Annotated in this window: 19 protein-coding genes; 7 read left to right on the top strand and 12 right to left on the bottom strand. The window is 72.7% G+C overall.

The annotated features are described in order from the left end of the window. Positions 1–274: 274 nt before the first annotated feature. Genes HCK04_RS30275 through HCK04_RS30260 form a run of 4 tightly spaced genes read right to left on the bottom strand, consistent with a single transcriptional unit; the run spans position 275 to position 3,153 of the window. On the bottom strand, positions 275–1,492 hold the full coding sequence (locus HCK04_RS30275) for an FAD-dependent oxidoreductase (RefSeq protein ID WP_260617461.1): 1,218 nt from the start codon (positions 1,490–1,492) through the stop codon (positions 275–277). 17 nt (positions 1,493–1,509) lie between these two features. Then, positions 1,510–2,109 (bottom strand): GTP cyclohydrolase I FolE, encoded by a 600-nt coding sequence (gene folE / locus HCK04_RS30270; RefSeq protein ID WP_142650773.1) that lies wholly within the window; start codon positions 2,107–2,109, stop codon positions 1,510–1,512. A gap of 1 nt (position 2,110) precedes the next feature. Further along, complete coding sequence (locus HCK04_RS30265) at positions 2,111–2,530, bottom strand: hypothetical protein (protein WP_142650772.1); 420 nt, start codon at positions 2,528–2,530, stop codon at positions 2,111–2,113. A gap of 35 nt (positions 2,531–2,565) precedes the next feature. Next, positions 2,566–3,153, bottom strand: a complete 588-nt coding sequence (locus HCK04_RS30260) for a DUF2231 domain-containing protein (RefSeq protein WP_205830892.1) — start codon at positions 3,151–3,153, stop codon at positions 2,566–2,568. Between the two features lie 64 nt (positions 3,154–3,217). Here HCK04_RS30260 and HCK04_RS30255 point away from each other — a divergent pair, with 64 nt between their 5' ends. The 4 genes from HCK04_RS30255 to HCK04_RS30240 all read left to right on the top strand — a co-directional run bounded on the left by HCK04_RS30255 (position 3,218) and on the right by HCK04_RS30240 (position 6,985). Further along, entirely contained in the window at positions 3,218–3,907 is a 690-nt protein-coding gene (locus HCK04_RS30255; protein ID WP_142650771.1) for a helix-turn-helix domain-containing protein, read from the top strand. Between the two features lie 164 nt (positions 3,908–4,071). Then, on the top strand, positions 4,072–4,995 hold the full coding sequence (locus HCK04_RS30250) for a sulfotransferase (RefSeq protein WP_260617460.1): 924 nt from the start codon (positions 4,072–4,074) through the stop codon (positions 4,993–4,995). Beyond that, the gene (locus tag HCK04_RS30245) at positions 4,992–6,011 is read left to right on the top strand and encodes a glycosyltransferase family 2 protein (RefSeq protein ID WP_142650770.1); all 1,020 of its coding nucleotides are present in this window, start codon (positions 4,992–4,994) and stop codon (positions 6,009–6,011) included. Before HCK04_RS30250 ends, HCK04_RS30245 begins: the two co-directional genes overlap by 4 nt. Before the next feature lie 140 nt (positions 6,012–6,151). Next, a complete protein-coding gene (locus HCK04_RS30240; RefSeq protein WP_260617459.1) occupies positions 6,152–6,985 on the top strand; it encodes a WecB/TagA/CpsF family glycosyltransferase in 834 nt (277 codons plus the stop codon). On the opposite strand, the gene HCK04_RS30235 is transcribed toward HCK04_RS30240, so the two are convergent. The 5 genes from HCK04_RS30235 to HCK04_RS42845 all read right to left on the bottom strand — a co-directional run bounded on the left by HCK04_RS30235 (position 6,982) and on the right by HCK04_RS42845 (position 9,777). Continuing rightward, positions 6,982–7,356 carry a DoxX family protein gene (locus HCK04_RS30235; RefSeq protein ID WP_142650768.1) on the bottom strand — a complete coding sequence of 125 codons (375 nt, stop codon included), beginning with the start codon at positions 7,354–7,356 and terminating at the stop codon, positions 6,982–6,984. The genes HCK04_RS30240 and HCK04_RS30235 overlap by 4 nt on opposite strands. Before the next feature lie 123 nt (positions 7,357–7,479). Continuing rightward, positions 7,480–7,752 carry a hypothetical protein gene (locus tag HCK04_RS30230; RefSeq protein ID WP_205830891.1) on the bottom strand — a complete coding sequence of 91 codons (273 nt, stop codon included), beginning with the start codon at positions 7,750–7,752 and terminating at the stop codon, positions 7,480–7,482. Next, positions 7,749–8,195: a prevent-host-death family protein gene (locus HCK04_RS30225; RefSeq protein ID WP_185949060.1), complete on the bottom strand. Its 447-nt coding sequence runs from the start codon at positions 8,193–8,195 to the stop codon at positions 7,749–7,751. Before HCK04_RS30225 ends, HCK04_RS30230 begins: the two co-directional genes overlap by 4 nt. Before the next feature lie 14 nt (positions 8,196–8,209). Beyond that, complete coding sequence (locus HCK04_RS30220) at positions 8,210–9,466, bottom strand: RNA polymerase sigma factor (RefSeq protein ID WP_142650767.1); 1,257 nt, start codon at positions 9,464–9,466, stop codon at positions 8,210–8,212. Then, positions 9,463–9,777 carry a YciI family protein gene (locus HCK04_RS42845; protein ID WP_142624671.1) on the bottom strand — a complete coding sequence of 105 codons (315 nt, stop codon included), beginning with the start codon at positions 9,775–9,777 and terminating at the stop codon, positions 9,463–9,465. The genes HCK04_RS30220 and HCK04_RS42845 overlap by 4 nt, the downstream gene beginning before the upstream one ends. 232 nt (positions 9,778–10,009) lie before the next feature. Here HCK04_RS42845 and HCK04_RS30210 point away from each other — a divergent pair, with 232 nt between their 5' ends. After that, on the top strand, positions 10,010–11,230 hold the full coding sequence (locus tag HCK04_RS30210) for an MFS transporter (RefSeq protein ID WP_168066386.1): 1,221 nt from the start codon (positions 10,010–10,012) through the stop codon (positions 11,228–11,230). Between the two features lie 26 nt (positions 11,231–11,256). Here the strand turns inward: HCK04_RS30210 and HCK04_RS30205 are convergent, their stop codons facing one another. From HCK04_RS30205 to HCK04_RS30195, 3 genes are all read right to left on the bottom strand, one after another. Beyond that, complete coding sequence (locus HCK04_RS30205; protein WP_142650764.1) at positions 11,257–12,114, bottom strand: bifunctional 5,10-methylenetetrahydrofolate dehydrogenase/5,10-methenyltetrahydrofolate cyclohydrolase; 858 nt, start codon at positions 12,112–12,114, stop codon at positions 11,257–11,259. Continuing rightward, a complete protein-coding gene (locus HCK04_RS30200) occupies positions 12,111–12,731 on the bottom strand; it encodes a cyclodeaminase/cyclohydrolase family protein (RefSeq protein ID WP_142650763.1) in 621 nt (206 codons plus the stop codon). Before HCK04_RS30200 ends, HCK04_RS30205 begins: the two co-directional genes overlap by 4 nt. Before the next feature lie 193 nt (positions 12,732–12,924). Then, positions 12,925–13,872 (bottom strand): EamA family transporter, encoded by a 948-nt coding sequence (locus HCK04_RS30195; RefSeq protein ID WP_142650762.1) that lies wholly within the window; start codon positions 13,870–13,872, stop codon positions 12,925–12,927. Between the two features lie 110 nt (positions 13,873–13,982). On the opposite strand from HCK04_RS30195, the gene HCK04_RS30190 reads away from it, so the two are divergent. Continuing rightward, positions 13,983–14,483, top strand: a complete 501-nt coding sequence (locus tag HCK04_RS30190) for a MarR family transcriptional regulator (protein ID WP_142650761.1) — start codon at positions 13,983–13,985, stop codon at positions 14,481–14,483. A gap of 205 nt (positions 14,484–14,688) precedes the next feature. Continuing rightward, positions 14,689–15,096: an ASCH domain-containing protein gene (locus HCK04_RS30185; protein WP_142650760.1), complete on the top strand. Its 408-nt coding sequence runs from the start codon at positions 14,689–14,691 to the stop codon at positions 15,094–15,096. The last annotated feature ends 185 nt before the right edge of the window (positions 15,097–15,281 follow it).

The raw sequence follows: 15,281 nt of genomic DNA, 5'->3' as shown, positions 1-15,281 counted from the left end.
ATGCGCCGAGGTGCACGGTCCGCGAGAGCGAGGCGCACGGCTTTTGAGGGCGAGGACGTGGTCTGCGAGGGCGAGGCACACGGCAGTGCTCCGGTTCGTCCGGGTGGCGCTGGCCTGTGCCCGCCCTCGGGCCGCGCGAGGGGCGAGGTGAACGCTCCGGCGAGGGTGAGGCGCACCGGCCATGCGAGGGCGAGGCACACGGCGGCGCTTCCGGGTTCATCGAGGTGCCCGTGCCCGCCCTCGGGCCTTTTACGTACGGGCCGGCCCGGCGGGACTATGACGCGACGAGCTTGTCCAGGGGCAGGCCGGGGTCGGCCAGCGCCTGGGCGGTGACGGGTGTTCCGGTGCGGATCAACGCCTTGATCGGCTCGACGACGTCCCAGATGTTGACGTTCATGCCGGCCAGGACGCGATCGCCGCTGAGCCAGAACGCGATGAACTCCCGCCCCGCGACGTCACCCCGGAAGACGACCTGGTCGTAGCCGCCGGGCTCGACATGGCCGACATACTCCATGCCGAGGTCGAACTGGTCGGTGTAGAAGTAGGGCAGCTCCTCGTAGGTCGCCTCCCGGCCCAGCATGGTGGCGGCGGCCACCCTGGGTTGCTTGAGCGCGTTGGCCCAGTGTTCGACCCGTACGCGCCTGCCGAGCAAGGGGTGATGGGCATTGGCGACGTCCCCGGCGGCGACGATGTCCGGGTCGGCCGTACGCAGGGCCGCGTCCACCACGACGCCGTCGTCCACAGGCAGCCCGGCCTGTACGGCGAGCCGCACCTCGGGCTCGGCGCCGACACCGACGAGGACGGCGTCGGCGGGGATCTCCTCGCCGTCGCCCAGCCGTACGCCCGAGCGTGTGATCTCGCTGACGACGACGCCGAGCCGCAGATCGACACCGTGGTCACGGTGCAGACCGGCGAAGACCCGGGCGACCTCGGGCCCGAGCACGCGCAGCAGGGGCAGCTCGGCCACCTCCAGCACCGTGACCTCGACGCCGGCCCGCCGGGCCGCCGCGGTGACCTCCAGCCCGATCCAGCCCGCCCCGATGACCGCCAGCCGCGAAACGCTCCCGATGACCTCCTTGAGCGACTCGCAGTCTTCGATCGTGCGCAGGTAGTGCACGTGGGGTGCGTGCGCGCCGGGGATCGGCGGCGTGCGCGGGCGGGCCCCGGTGGCGAGCAGCAGTTTGTCGTATTCGACCGCGCCGCCGTCGGTCAGCTCGACGCGGTGGGCGCCGCGATCGAGGCCGGTCGCCGCCACGCCGAGCCGCAGCTCGACGTCGTGGTCGGCGTACCAGCCTTCCGGGTGGACGAAGACGCCGGCCCGCTCGGTCGTGCCCATCAGATAGCCCTTGGACAGCGGGGGCCGCTCGTAGGGACGGTGCGGCTCGGCGCCGATCAGCGTGATCCGCCCGTCGAATCCCTGCTCGCGCAGGGCCTCGGCGGCCTTGGCACCGGCCAGACCGGCTCCGACGATCACGAATCTCTGCGGTGTCACGGCGATGATCTCCTTGTTCAGGGGCGGGTGCCGGTGAGGGCGAAGAACTCCTGCCGGGATCGGGCGTCCTCCCGGAGTATGCCCAGCAGCGTCGAGGTGACGGTGGTCGAGCCGACGGCCCGCACTCCGCGCAGGGTCATGCAGGTGTGCTCGGCCTCGATCACGACGCCGACCCCGCGAGGCCGCAACCGCTCTGCGAGCCAGTCGGCCACCTGCTTGGTGAGCCGCTCCTGCACCTGTGGACGGCGGGCGAAGTGCTCCACGACGCGGGCCAGTTTGGACAGCCCGAGGATGCGGTCGCCGGGCAGATAGCCGACATGGGCGACCCCGGCGAAGGGCAGCAGGTGATGCTCGCAGACCGAGCGGACCGGGATCGACCGGGCCAGCACGAGCTCGTCGTAGCCTTCCTCGTTGGGGAAGGTGGTCAGGTCGAACGGGCGCGGCGTGAACAGCTCGGCATACGCCCGGGCCATGCGTGCCGGGGTCTCCCGCAGGCTCTCGGAGTCGGCGGAGACGCCCAGCGCCTCCAGGAACGCGCGGGCCGCCCGCTCGGCCGCGGCAAGATCCACGCCGGCGCGCTGCTTGTCGATCACCCGAAGGGCGGTGCCGGAACGCATCTCAGGCACCGCTCGTGCCGAGCGCGGCCAGCAGCACCAGCACCACGGTGACCACGGCCAGCAGGCCGTGCACGGCCACGACCGCGACCGGGAAGTGCCGCTCTGCCGGTTGTGCCGTGCCGGGCCCGGCGGCCACCGCCGTACGGGCGCGGTAGGCGGGGATCCACCGGGCGAACATCGCGAATCCCAGCAGGGCGACCGGGACCAGCAGGACCAGGGCGACCCACGCCAGTGCGGCGGCGTCGGCGACCAGGAACACGATCCACACGACCAGCCCCGCGGCGGCCAGCGCGAAGTGGCCGAAGATCAGACCTGGTGAGAAGCGGCTGGTGCGCCGGCCGCCTCTGGCGATCCAGACGCCCAGCATCACGAAGCCGCCCACGGCGGTGAGCAGCCACGTGATCAGTGCCGCGATGGCCATGATGAGTTCTCCTTCTGTGCGGGTGGGAAGGGGGGTCAGCGCCGGAACCCGCCGGCCTGGGTGGCCTCGTCGGCGACCCGTACGCCATAGCGGTAGGCGAGCTTGCCGCCGAGATAGCCGGAGACCACGAGCAGCGCCAGGCTGCCCGCCGAGAGCAGTAGCGGGCCGAGCGCGACCTGCCCGCCCGCCGGCGAATCCGCGGGTGAGAGGGCCTGCCGCCACAGGAAGCCGGCGGCGTACGCGGCGGTGATCACGAGGTTCAGCCCCATGTGGAGCAGACCGGTGCGGAACGCCGGGGTGCCCGCCGGGATGGCGAACAGGTCGAGGAACCCGGCCATCGCCGCGGCCACCGCGCCGAGCACGCCGATGGCGATCAGCCACGTCGAGCCCTCGGCGAGGAAACCCGGGTCGGGGGCGAACCGGGACGCCAGGTCGAAGACCATGCTCGCCACCCAGGCCCCGATGGGCACCGCGACCAGCATGGGGTGGAACGGATGGCCGTACGGCCCGGCGAGCAGCGCGCTCACCGGTCGTTTCGCCTCGTGCAGTTCACCGGTCATCCGGGCCTCCGCGTTCGACTTATTACGCCAATGAATGTTGGTCTTATTCAGTCTGGCGGTCAAGACGTTCGCGTACATCGAGGGGGTGATGGTTTTCGACCGTCGAAGCGGGCGATAAGGTGGCGGGGTGACGACGGATCCCGCGATCGGTGCGGTGGCCGCGCTGGACGACGAGCTGCGGCAGGGCATGTACGCCTACATCCGCAGGGCGCGCCGTCCGGTGACCCGGGACGAGGCGGCCGCCTCGGTCGGGATCTCCCGCAAGCTGGCCGCCTTCCATCTGGACAAACTGGTCGACGCCGGGCTGCTGCGTGCCCGCTACGAGGCGGTCGGCGGCATCCGCAAGGTCGGCCGCACGCCGAAGGTCTACGAACCGACCGATATCGACATCCGCGTCACGATCCCCGAACGCCGCCACGAGGTGCTGGCCGACATCCTCATGGACGCCGTGCTCACGGAGAGCGAAGGGGAGAGCGCCCGCCAGGCGGCGGTGCGGGTGGCCGCCCGGCGCGGCGAGGAGATCGGCGCCGCGGAGCGCGCCCGCACCAGGCCCGGACGGCTCGGCGCCGAGCGCGCCCTCACCATGCTCGAAGGGCTGCTCGCGCGGCACGGCTTCGAGCCCGGCCGCGAGTCACCCACATGCGTGCGGCTGCGCAACTGCCCGTTCCATCCGCTGGCGGCGCGGGCCCCCGACCTGGTCTGCGCGGTCAACCACGCCTTCCTTGACGGCATGCTCGACGGATTGGCAGCCGCCAAGGTGGAGGCCGTCCTCGTGCCGCGGCCGGGGGAGTGCTGCGTCGAGCTGCGCTCCTCCTGAGCAGGCATTCCGGCGGGAGTATGCGTCCGGACGGCCGGTGATCGGCGGCTCAACCTCCGGTTATGGCGGCGCAGGGGGCTCGTAGATTCTTTGGGCGATCGGGATTCGTCCGATTACCGTGCGCGCTAGTGTCGTCACGTTTCGCATCCATCCGTGGAGGGCACGTGGCCGACAGTCAGCCGGTGATCTTCGTGGGCGGCCTGGGACGCAGCGGTAGCACCCTGCTCGAACGCCTCCTCGGCGAGGTGCCCGGCGTGGCACCGCTCGGCGAGGTCGTCCACCTGTGGGACCGTGGCGTACGCGCGGACGAGCCGTGCGGCTGCGGGCAGCGGTTCTCCCAGTGCCCGTTCTGGACCAAGGTGGGTGCCCGCGCGTTCGGGCAGTGGCGGCAGAGCCAGGCGGGCTGGCTGCCCGCCCTGCGAGGCCGCGTCGACCGGACCCGCCGCGTGCCCGTCCTCGCCCTCGGGCTCGTGACCCGTGAGGCCGAGCTGGCCGAATATGTCCGGTCGTACGCCCGCATCTACGCGGCGGCGGCGGAGGTGGCCGACGCCCGGGTCGTGATCGACTCCAGCAAGCACGCCTCCCTGGCGTACTGTCTGGCGGCCATCATGGAGCTGCGCGTCGTGCAGGTGGTGCGCGATCCGCGGGCGGTGGCCGCGTCGTGGCGGCGCAGGGTGCGCAGGCCCGAGGACGGCCGGCCGATGACCCGGTGGACGCCCGTGCGCACCGCCGTCCACTGGCTGGCCCAGAACCTGGCCTTCGAGGTGCTGCGCCGCAAGGGCGTCGAGGTCGTCCGGGTGCGTCACGAAGACCTGGTGCGCGACCCGCGCGCGACCCTGGGACGCTTGGTCGCGCAGATCGGCCTTCCGACCGGCGGTTTCACCTTCCTGGACGACCGCGAAGCGCTGCTCGGCGTCGCGCACACCGTCTCGGGCAACCCGATGCGTTTCTCGGTGGGACCGATCGAGATCCGTCACCGTCCGGCGCCCCTCCCGTGGTCCCAGCGGTGGCTGGTCACCGCGATCACTCTTCCCCTCCTGTGCTTTTACGGCTATCGCCTCGTGTATCGCCCGGGGGCCCGGCGATGAGGCCGTCCGTCGGCGTCGTCATTCCGACAAGGGGAGACCGGCCCGGCCCGCTGCGGGCCGCGCTGACCGGCGTGCTCGCCCAGGAGTACGACGGCCGGGTCGAGGTGGTGATCGTGGCCGACGGCGTCCCCGCCTCACTGGTCGCCCGGCAGGTGTCCGGCGTCTCCGGTCCCGGTCCCAGTGCCGATGCCGGTGCCGATGCCGATGCCGTCGCCGGTTCCGGGGCCGGTGCTGCGGGCGGCTCTACGGGCGGCTCTACGGGTGCCGGGGAGGCGGGCGGCGCGGCCAGGAGCGTCCAGGTGCTGGTCAACCGGCGCGCCGTGGGCCTGCCGGGAGCGCGCAACACCGGGATCGCGGTGCTCGGCACGGATCTCGTCGCCTTCTGCGACGACGACGACCTCTGGCTGCCCGGCAAGCTGGCCGCCCAGGTCGCCGCGCTGACGGAGGAGCCCGACGCCGGCTTCGCGAGCTGCGCCGTCGAGGTCGAGTATGGCGACCGCCGGGTGCCGCGGCTGGCCGGCACCGGCCGGGTCACTCACCGGCACCTCACCCGCTCGCGCATGATGATGGTGCACTCCTCGACGTTCCTGTTCCGCCGGGGCTGGGCGTGGGTGGACGAGAGCGCGCCGGCCGGTCAGAACGAGGACTGGGATCTCGCGCTGCGGGCCGCCTGGCGGCATCCGATCGTCCACGTCGACCGGCCCCTCGTGCGGGTGCGCTGGGGGTCCTCGCACTACGTGGGCCGCTGGGACGACCGGATCGCGGGGCTGGAGTGGATGCTCGCCCGGCATCCCGGGCTTACGGCGGAGCCCCGGGGTGCGGCCCGCGTCTACGGGCAGCTCGCCTTCTGCCACGCGGCCCTCGGCCGGCGGCGCGAGGCCGCCCGCTGGTCGCTGCGCGCCCTCTCCGCCCGTCCTGCCGAGCCGAGGGCGGCGGTGGCGCTTGCGGTCGCCGGGGGGCTGGTCAGCCCGCGCACCGTGCTCCACGCCCTCCACCGTCGCGGCCACGGCATCTGATGGCCGAGCCCGCACACGCACGTCCGGCGGCGGTGAGCCCGACGCCCCCGCGGCGATGCCTGGAGGCGGTCCGCGCCCCGCTTGCCGGTGCAGGAACGGCCAGAGCGGGGACGGCCGCCGCGCGGGCAGGCAGGGTCCGCGTGGGCGGCGTGCTGCTCGACCCGCTCACCGAGGCCCAGGTCGTCGCCCGGGTGATGGCCGCGGCAGAGCGCGGCGCGGGCGGCCACATCGTCACGCCGAACGTGGACATCTGCCGTGCCGCCGCCCGTGATCCCTCGCTGCGTGCGCTGATCGACGCGGCCGAGCTCGCCGTGGCCGACGGCATGCCGCTGGTCTGGGCGTCACGCCTGCTCGGACGCCCACTGCCGGAGCGGGTGACCGGAGCCGACCTGATCTGGTCGCTGACCGGGGCCGCCGCGGCCCGCGGGCTGCCCGTCTACCTGATCGGGGGACCGCCCGGCGTCGCCGTGGCGGCGCGTGACACGCTGTGCGAGCGGCATCAGGGGCTGGTCGTGGCGGGCGTCCACGCTCCGCCGTACGGGTTCGAGACCGACCCGGCGGCGCTGGCAGAGGTGCGGGAGAGACTCGTAGCCGCGCGGCCGTCGCTGGTCTTCGTGGGGCTCGGCTTTCCCCGGCAGGACCGGCTCATCGCGGAGCTGCGGGCCGACCTGCCGGGTGCCTGGTTCGTGGGGTGCGGCGCGGCCATCGCGTTCGCCGCCGGGTCGGTGCGCCGGGCTCCGGGCTGGATGGGCGACCACGGGCTCGAATGGCTGTATCGCCTGATCAGCGAGCCCAAGCGGCTCGCCCGCCGCTATCTGGTCGACGACCTCCCCTTCGCCTGCCGCATCCTGTCCGGCGCCCTGCTGCGCAGGGTCGTCGGGGCGCGGGTCATCAGGGCGCCGGCCTTCGGGGCGCGGGTTTTCGCGTCGCGGGTTTTCGCGTCGTGGGTCTTCGGGGCGCGGAGGAAGGGTTAGAAGGCGTACGGGCCGAAGCGGCCCCAGGCGACCACGGCGGCCAGCACCAGGAGCACCAGGTTGACGACGATCACCTGGGTTTCCGCGCGGCGGGCGTGGACGACGACCGCTCCGGCCATGAGCAGGGCGATGCCGAGCGCGGCGAGCGGCGTCAGCACCGGGGCGATGCCCGTGACGGCGGGCAGTACAAGACCGAAGGCGATCAGCACCTCGATGGCCCCGATGCCCTTGATCGCGCCGGCGGGGAAGTTTTCGGTCCAGGCCATGCCGGAGGCGGCCAGCCTCTCCTTCGGCTGGGCGAGCTTCATCACGCCGGCGACGAGGAAGGCGAGAGTGAGCAGGCCGGCTATGACCCACAGGGCGACGTTCATGGAGAGTCCGTTCTTGCGCGACAGCAGAGCGAAATGTAGCGGATGAGCGGGCCACGGCCATCGTCGGCGCATCGCTGTCACGCCTGCCGCGGCCGAACGCGGGACCGGCGGGCCGGTCGCCGGTCATCTCTTCCGTCCACGGTAGGACGCCGCCGCGACCACCCGATGGACGGCGAGCCTCTCAGACGGCCAGGCGGCCACGAAGCCGGTGTTGCCGGTCCGGGTCCTTCTGTGACAACGGGTCCGCGCGTAACGCCTCGAAACAGCGCCGGTGTTCCCGGCAGCCTCGGCGCAGAGGTCGCTCCAGCCCTTGGCGGCCTCGCTGGTGGCGAACCGAAGATGCCACTCGTCGCCGACGGCGGGCGGGGCCACGGCGTCGCCGCGCTTCGGGCTCATGGCGCGAACACCTCGCCGTGGTCCTCGTCCGGCAGTGCGCGCGTGAGCTGTTCGGTCAGTGCCGGATCGGCCAGGATCCGGGCCGTGGCCCGCCATTCGACGACGACCCGGTGCAGCGTGGCGTGAACGTCCAGATCGATCGCGTCGTGAGTGGCGTCGACAAGGTCCCGCACGAACTGCTGCTTCTCCTCGTCGTTCAGGTGCCGCACCCAGGGAAATACGACGGGAAGGGCGTGCAGCACGGCACGGATGCCCTCGTCATCGGCGAGGAGCGCCGCGACCATGCGGGCGGCGACTTCGGCGGTCTCCTCCCGTTGCCGGTCATGCCGGGCGGTGGAGATGAACGGGTCCTCTCCGTCGCGGCGCCGCCCGCACCGCCGGGCCGCCTCGGGGGCACGGTCCCCAGCGACCGGGGGCAGGCGCCCGGCCGGCAGGGGCCGCACGACCGGGCAGCCTGTCAGGTCCCACCGGTCTCGGCACGTCTGCGGGCGAGGTACCGGCGCTCCGCGTCGGTCGGCGCGAGCGCCAGGGCCTCCTCGTAGGCCTGCGCCGCGTCCGCCGTACGGCCCAGCCTGCGCAGCAGGTCGGCACGGGTCGCGGCGAGCAGATGGTGCCCGGCCAGCGCGCCGCCCGCCCGCAGTTCGTCGACCAGCCGCAGACCCGCGAGGGGGCCGTCGGCCATCGCGACTGCCACCGCCCGGTTCAACTCGACGACCGGAGACGGCGCCAGCCGTGCGAGCCGTGCGTAAAGACCGGCGATCTGCGGCCAGTCGGTGTCGTCCGGGTCGAGGGCGGTGGCGTGACAGGCGGCGATGGCCGCCTGCACCTGGTAGGGCCCGGGACGGCGGCACGCCAACGCGTTGTCCAGCAGCCGCAGCCCCTCGTCGATCTCGTCGTGGTCCCACTGCGCGCGGTCCTGGAACTCCAGGGTGACGATGTCGCCCGCCGCGTCGAACCGGGCCACGCGCCGTGAGTCCTGCAGCAGCATCAGCGCGAGCAGCCCCTGCGCCTCGGGCTCGCCCGGCATCAGCCCGGCGAGCACCCGGGCCAGCCGGATGGCCTCGGCGGTCAGCTCCGGCCGGGCGGGACTCGGCCCGCCGCTGGCCGAGTATCCCTCGGTGAACAGGACGTACAGCACGCCGAGCACGCCCGCCGTCCGCTCGGCCAATAGGTGCGCGGGCGGCACCCCGTAGGGTATGCCCGCGTTGCGGATCTTCTTCTTGGCCCTGACCAGCCGCTGGGCCATGGTCGTCTCCGGCACCATGAACGCCGCGGCGATCTCGGCCGTGGTCAGCCCCGCGAGCGTACGGAGGGTGAGGGCCACCTGCGCCTCCAGCGGCAGGGCCGGGTGACAGCAGGTGAACATCAGGCGCAACCGGTCGTCGGGCACGTGGTCCTCCTCCACGTCCTCCTCCACCGGCTCCGGATCGGGGCCGGCCGGCATGGCCGCGACGGAGCGGAGCCGCGCCACCTCGGTCGTGTCGCGACGGAGTCGGTCCAGCGCCCGGTTGCGGGCCGCCGTGGTGAGCCACGCCCCGGGACGGCGCGGAACGCCGTCCCGGGGCCAGCGGGCGATTGCCTGGGCGAAGGCGTCCTGGGCGCACTCCTCAGCAAGGTCCCAGTCGCCGGTCAGCCGGATGAGCGTGGCGACGACGCGGCCCCACTCCTCGCGGAACGCCTCCTCGACGACCCGGGTGACGTCGGCGCCGCTCATTCCGGCCAGAACGGCCTCACCTCGATCGAACCGAACGACGCCACGGGATGCTTCAGGGCGATCTCGATGGCCTCGTCCAGGTCGGCGCACTCGATGATGTCGAATCCGCCGATCTGCTCCTTGGTCTCGGCGAACGGCCCTTGGGTCACCAGTCCGGCTCGCACCGTCGTAGCGTCGCTGACCGGGCACAGGCGATGCCCGTCGAGGCGCACTCCGCGGCGCTCCGTCTCCTCGATCCACGGCTCGGGGTCGGCCTGCTCGGGGCTGACTTCGACCGACTCCTCGCCGCAGATCAACAGCAGGTATTTCAACGGCTTTCTCCTCCGGACACGGGCCGCCCCGCGCGGCCGCTCTCCTCTACGACGCGGTGAGTCTCCGAAATCGACATCCGATCGCGCCCGGATGTCGAAAATCCGCGTCGGCGCCGTCGTCCTTCCAAGGGGCGCCCGTCGGGAGGCGCCGTACGGGAAGGCGGGACGCATGTCCATAGTGGCTGGGGAAGCCGGCCAGGAGCGACGACGAGAGGGCCGGGAGGGGAGAGCCGTGCGACGGGCACGCGCGGCGGTGACGGCGGTGTTCGCCGTGAACGGCGCGCTGATCGCCTCGCTCGCGGTCCGCACGCCGTCGCTGAAGACGGATCACGATCTGACGGCTGGGCTGCTCGGGCTCCTGACCGCCCTGGTCGCCGTGGCGGCGCTCGCCGCCACGCAGGTCGCCGGGCGCCTCGCGGCGCGGATCGGCAGCGCGTGGGTCGTGCGGATCGCCGCAGTCACGCTTCCCCTCGCCCTGCTCGGAGTGGGCCTCGCCGGCGGACCCGTTCACCTGGCCGCGGCCATGCTCCTCGTCGGCGCCGCGAACGGGCTGCTCGACACGGGCATGAACGCGCAGGCGGTGATGGTCGAACGGGCGGCGCACCGTCCCATCATGAACGGCTGCCACGCGGCATGGAGCATCGGCTCCGTGGCCGGGTCGTTCACCGGCGGGGCCGCAGCGCAGGCGGGTATGTCTCTCACCACGCACTACCTGATCCTGGGAGCGGTCGTGACGGCCGTCGTCCTGGTGGTGGGCAGGGGGCTGCCGGCCGAGGAGTTCTCCGCGGAGCACCCGCCCGCGCGGACGGACGACGGCGCCGGACGGCGAGGATGGCGGGCTGGCTGGACGCGCCGCGTCCTGCTCCTCGGCGCGCTGGGCGCGGCGGTGCTGGCCTGTGAGGGGGCCGTCATCACCTGGAGCGGCGTGTTCCTGCACGAGGACCTCGGCGCCTCGCTGGGCGTGGCCTCGCTCGGCCTCGTCGCCTTCACCGCCTCCCAGACGGCCGGACGGCTGGTGGGCGACCGGTTGTCCGCCCGGCACCCGGCACGGGTCCTGGTGCGGAGCGGCACCGCGCTGGCGGCCGCCGGTCTGACGGCGGTGGTCGTGGCCCCCACGCCGATCCTCGCGGTCGCCGGGTTCGCCCTCGCCGGTCTCGGGCTGGCGACACCGCTGCCACTGATCTTCAGCGCGGCCGGGCACGCGGGCACGGAGGAGGGCGGCACGGGAGCGACCGCCGCGGTCGCCCGGCTCACCACCATGACGTACTCCGCCATGCTGCTCGCTCCGGCGCTCGTCGGCCGCGTCGCACAGGCGCTCGGGCTGACCTGGACGCTGGCGCTGCTGGTGCCGCTGCTGGTGACCGTGGCCTGGAAGGCTCAGGTGGTGGCGCGCCCCCCGTCGAGCGTGGCCCCACCCGTCGTCGCGGCCAGGGTGCCGGACGAGGCGCGTTGACGGCGCGGGGCCGGGGCGGGGCGCGATCAGCCGCGGCCGGCGGCCTGCACGGCGGCTTGCACGGTGTGACGCAGCAGCAGCGCGGTGGTGACCGGGCCGACCCCGCCGGGCACGGGCGTGAGCGCCCCGGCCTTGTCCGCGACCGCGACCGCGTCGACGTCGCCGACCAGGCCGCCGTCGTCGGTGGGGTTGGTGCCGACGTCCACGACCACCGCCCCGGTCCGTACGTGCTCGGCCGTGATCAGCCCGGCACGGCCGACCGCGGCCACGACCACGTCGGCCGCGGAGGTGACGGCGGGCAGCTCCCGCGTACGGGAGTGGCAGACCGTCACGGTGGCGTTCCGGTCCAGCAGGAGATGGGCGGCGGGTTTGCCGACGACGGTGGACCTGCCGACGACGGCGACGTGGAGGCCGGTCAGGTCGATCTCGTGGTGGTCGAGGATCGCCACGACGGCCTCGGCGGTCGCCGGAGCGAACGCGGGCAGGCCCGCGGCCAGACGGCCCAGCGACAGCGGATTGGCGCCGTCGACGTCCTTCTCGAACGCGATCACGCCGGCCAGGTCCTCCAGCTTCGCTCCCTGCGGCAGCGGGGTCTGGAGGATGATCCCGTGCACGGTGTCGTCGGCGCTCAGCGCCGTCAGCCTGTCGCGGATCAGGCTCGGGGCGGCATCCGCCCCGAGATCGACGATGTCGCAGGCGATGCCGGCCTTCTCGGCGGCGCGGGCGATCGAGCGTACGTACCAGGCGCTGGACTCGTCCGCCGTGGCGACGACGACCGCGAGCTTCGGCGGTGTGCCGGCCGCGGCGAGCGCGGCGGCCCGCTCGGCGGCCTCGGCCCGGATGGACGCCGCGAGCTCCTTGCCGGACAGCACGCGGGCGCTCACTTGGCGATCTCCTCGCGTACGGCGGCGGTGACCCGTTCGGCCCGGGCGGCGACCTCGTCCACCCCGGCCGCCTCGGCGGCCAGTTCGGCACGGGCGCGCTCGTCCTTGATCCCGCCGAGGTTGATCTCGATGTTCACCCGGGCGGTGGTCGCCGCGGCGCGGGCGGCCTCGGTGGCGGCGGCGATGTCGGAGACGACGTTGCGGTTGCCGATGGGCAGCAGTTCCTCGGCGATGCCGACGGCCTTCCTCGCGACGGCGACCACCTCGGCCGGGACCTCGCCCGCTCCCACCAGCGCCTCGGCGATGGCGGCCGACCGGGCCGCCTTGGCTTCGTCGGTGTCCTTGGGCAGCTTGTACGCCTCGGTGACCGCCGTGAACGCCGCCTCGTCATCCTCGGCCAGGCGCAGGGCGCTCGACCGCAGGTCGTCGGTCTCGCCGATGATCCGTTCGATCACGGCCGCGTGCTCGGCGTACTTCTCGCCGGTGGTGTAGCGCGCGACCATGCCCAGCAGCGCCGCGGCCTGCGCGGCGTGCAGGGCCGCTGCGGCACCGCCGCCCGGCGCGGGCACCCGATCGGCGAGGCGGGACAGGAAATCGCTGATCTTCTCGTCGCGCATCGCGCTCGTCCTCCGGTCGTCCTGGTTCGCGCACGTGTGGCACGGTTCGTGCTGGTTCGCGCACGCGTGGCACGGTTCGTGCTGGTTCGCGCACGCGTGGCATGGTTCGTGCGTCGCCACAGCTCCCGCATTGCACGGCCGGGAAAATCCTCCCACGCCCCGCTCGTCACTCCGCGTATGGGGCTCGTTCGTGTCAGCGGGACGGGCTGGCCGTCTGGGCTGCGGGCCGTACGGGCTGGGGCGGGGCCGCGGCGCGCCGGGAAGGCCCGGCCGGGGCCTGGCCGAGGAGAGTGCCGCCGAGGGCGAGGATCATGCCGAGCAACTGGATCGGGCTGAGGGACTGCCCGAGCGCCGCCCAGCCGATGACGGCCGCGGAAACCGGGCTCAGCAGTGCGAGGAAGGCGACGGACGTCGCGGGGAGCCGGGAGATCCCACGGAACCAGATCCAATAGCCGACCGCGGTGCCGACGATGCCCAGGTAGGCGTACCCGAGCAGGTTCTCGCCGCTCAGCGCCGGAGGTGCGCCCTCGATGAGCAGGGCGACGGGAACGAGCAGCAGCCCGCCGGCGGTGAGCTGCCATCCGGTGAGGGCGAGTGCCCCGACCCCCTCCGGGCGGCCCCAGCGCTTGGTCAGCACGGTCCCGGCGGACATGGACGCGGCCCCGGCCAGCCCGGCGAGCACGCCGACCATGTCGAGCCGTGCCTCGGCGCGCAGGACGACCAGCCCGACCCCGACCAGTCCGAGGACTCCGGCGAGCACCTTGCGTGTGGTCGGACGCTCGGCGAGCAGCAGGGCGGCGAAGCCGAGCGCGAACAGCGGGCCCACCGCGCCCAGCACGGCCGCGACGCCGCCGGGCAGCCGGTACGCCGCCAGGAACAGCAGCGGGAAGAACGCCCCGATGTTCAGCACGCCGAGCACCGCGGCCCGCCAGATCCATACGCCGCGCGGCAGCACGCGGCCGATGACCAGCAATGCCAGCCCGGCGGGCAGCGCTCTCATCACCGCGGTGAACATCGGGCGGTCGGGCGGCAGGAACTCCGTGGTCACGGCGTACGTCGAGCCCCAGGCGAGCGGTGTGAGCGCGGTGAGGGCCAGCGTCGCGGTGTGCGGCGCGGAACCGGACCGGGATGCGGCGGACATGCCCATGAAGATTGCTCCTCGTTGATAATCTCAACATTGAAATAACATCACGCCGAACGCATCGACGTCAAACTGATGAACGTTGAGATACTTAGTGCTTAGGGGTCGCCATGGGTGACGCGGTCGATCTGTTGCTCGCGCAGTGGGCGCGGGAACGGCCTGACCTGGACGTATGGCCGATGGGGATCATGGGCAGGATCAGCCGGCTGTCGCGGCTGCTCGACCGGGAGCTGAAGGAGTTCTTCGCCGCGTACGGCCTGGAGCGCTGGGAGTTCGACGTCCTGGCCACGTTGCGCCGGTCCGGCCCGCCGTACGAACTGTCGGCGGGAGCCCTCAACAAGGCGGCGATGGTGACCTCCGGTGCGATCACCAACCGCATCGACCGGATGGCGGCCAGGGGTCTGGTCGAACGGATCCCCGACTCCGACGACCGGCGGTCGGTCCGGGTGCGGCTCACCGATCGTGGTCTCGCGCTCGTGGACGAGGTGCTGGGGCCGCATGTCGCGAACGAGGCGCGCCTGCTGGCGTCGCTGGACCCCGGGGAGCGCGACCACCTCGCCGGCGCCCTGCGCACCCTCCTCGCCTCCCTCGGCGACACCACCCTCGGTTAGTGCCGGCCGTACGGCGGCGCGCGCGGTTTTCCTTTCACGCCGACCAAGATCATGAAAGGATACGGCTTATCCTTTCACGCTCCGGGTGGCGGTGAAAGGATAAGCCGGGGCTCCAACCCGTCTGCCTTGCGCGGACCTCGCGCTCATGAGGGTCGTGAAGCGAAGTTCCGTACGTCTCGGGTGGGTGGCGCGACACTGTGTCCTCATGCGGGGTGAAGAAGAGGCACGGGCAGTCGCCGATGGTCCGCCGGACAAGATCCGTACGCCGCGGAGCGTGCGCGTTCGCTCGATGAACCTGTACCGGCGGTACTTCGATCTCGTCGCCGACGGCAGCAAGACCATCGAGGTCCGGGTCCAATACCCCAAGCTGCGGGACCTCGCCGCAGGCGACTACATCCGATTCACGTGCGGCGGCGACGACGCCCTGACCAAGGTCAAGCGGGTCGCTCGCTATCGCAGTTTTGAGGAGCTACTGGACACCGAAGGCCATGAGAAGGTCGACCCGACCAGCCCGCGAGATCAGCAATCGACCGCCATCCGGCGCATCTATGGACCGGAGAAGGAAGCCCTCGGCGTCCTGGCCATCGAGATCGAGTTGGTCGCCACTACGTGATTACCTGGTCGAACCTGAGCGTGCCGGGCCGTCGCGGTCGGTTCGGCCGCTTCCTCGTGTGACGGCTTTCTGAATGCCTCAGGATGCCTCACCCGGGATTGTCTGCTGATACCTCAGCTCATAGAGATGGCCGCCCTTGATGAGGATGGACACCTCGACCGGGCGCGCTTCGTCCCTGCCGTCTC

It is taken from the genome of Microbispora sp. CL1-1 (assembly GCF_012034195.1).
Classification (GTDB): domain Bacteria; phylum Actinomycetota; class Actinomycetes; order Streptosporangiales; family Streptosporangiaceae; genus Microbispora.
Note: the sequence above shows the minus strand (reverse complement) of the source record. Positions and strands in the feature narration are given on the sequence as shown.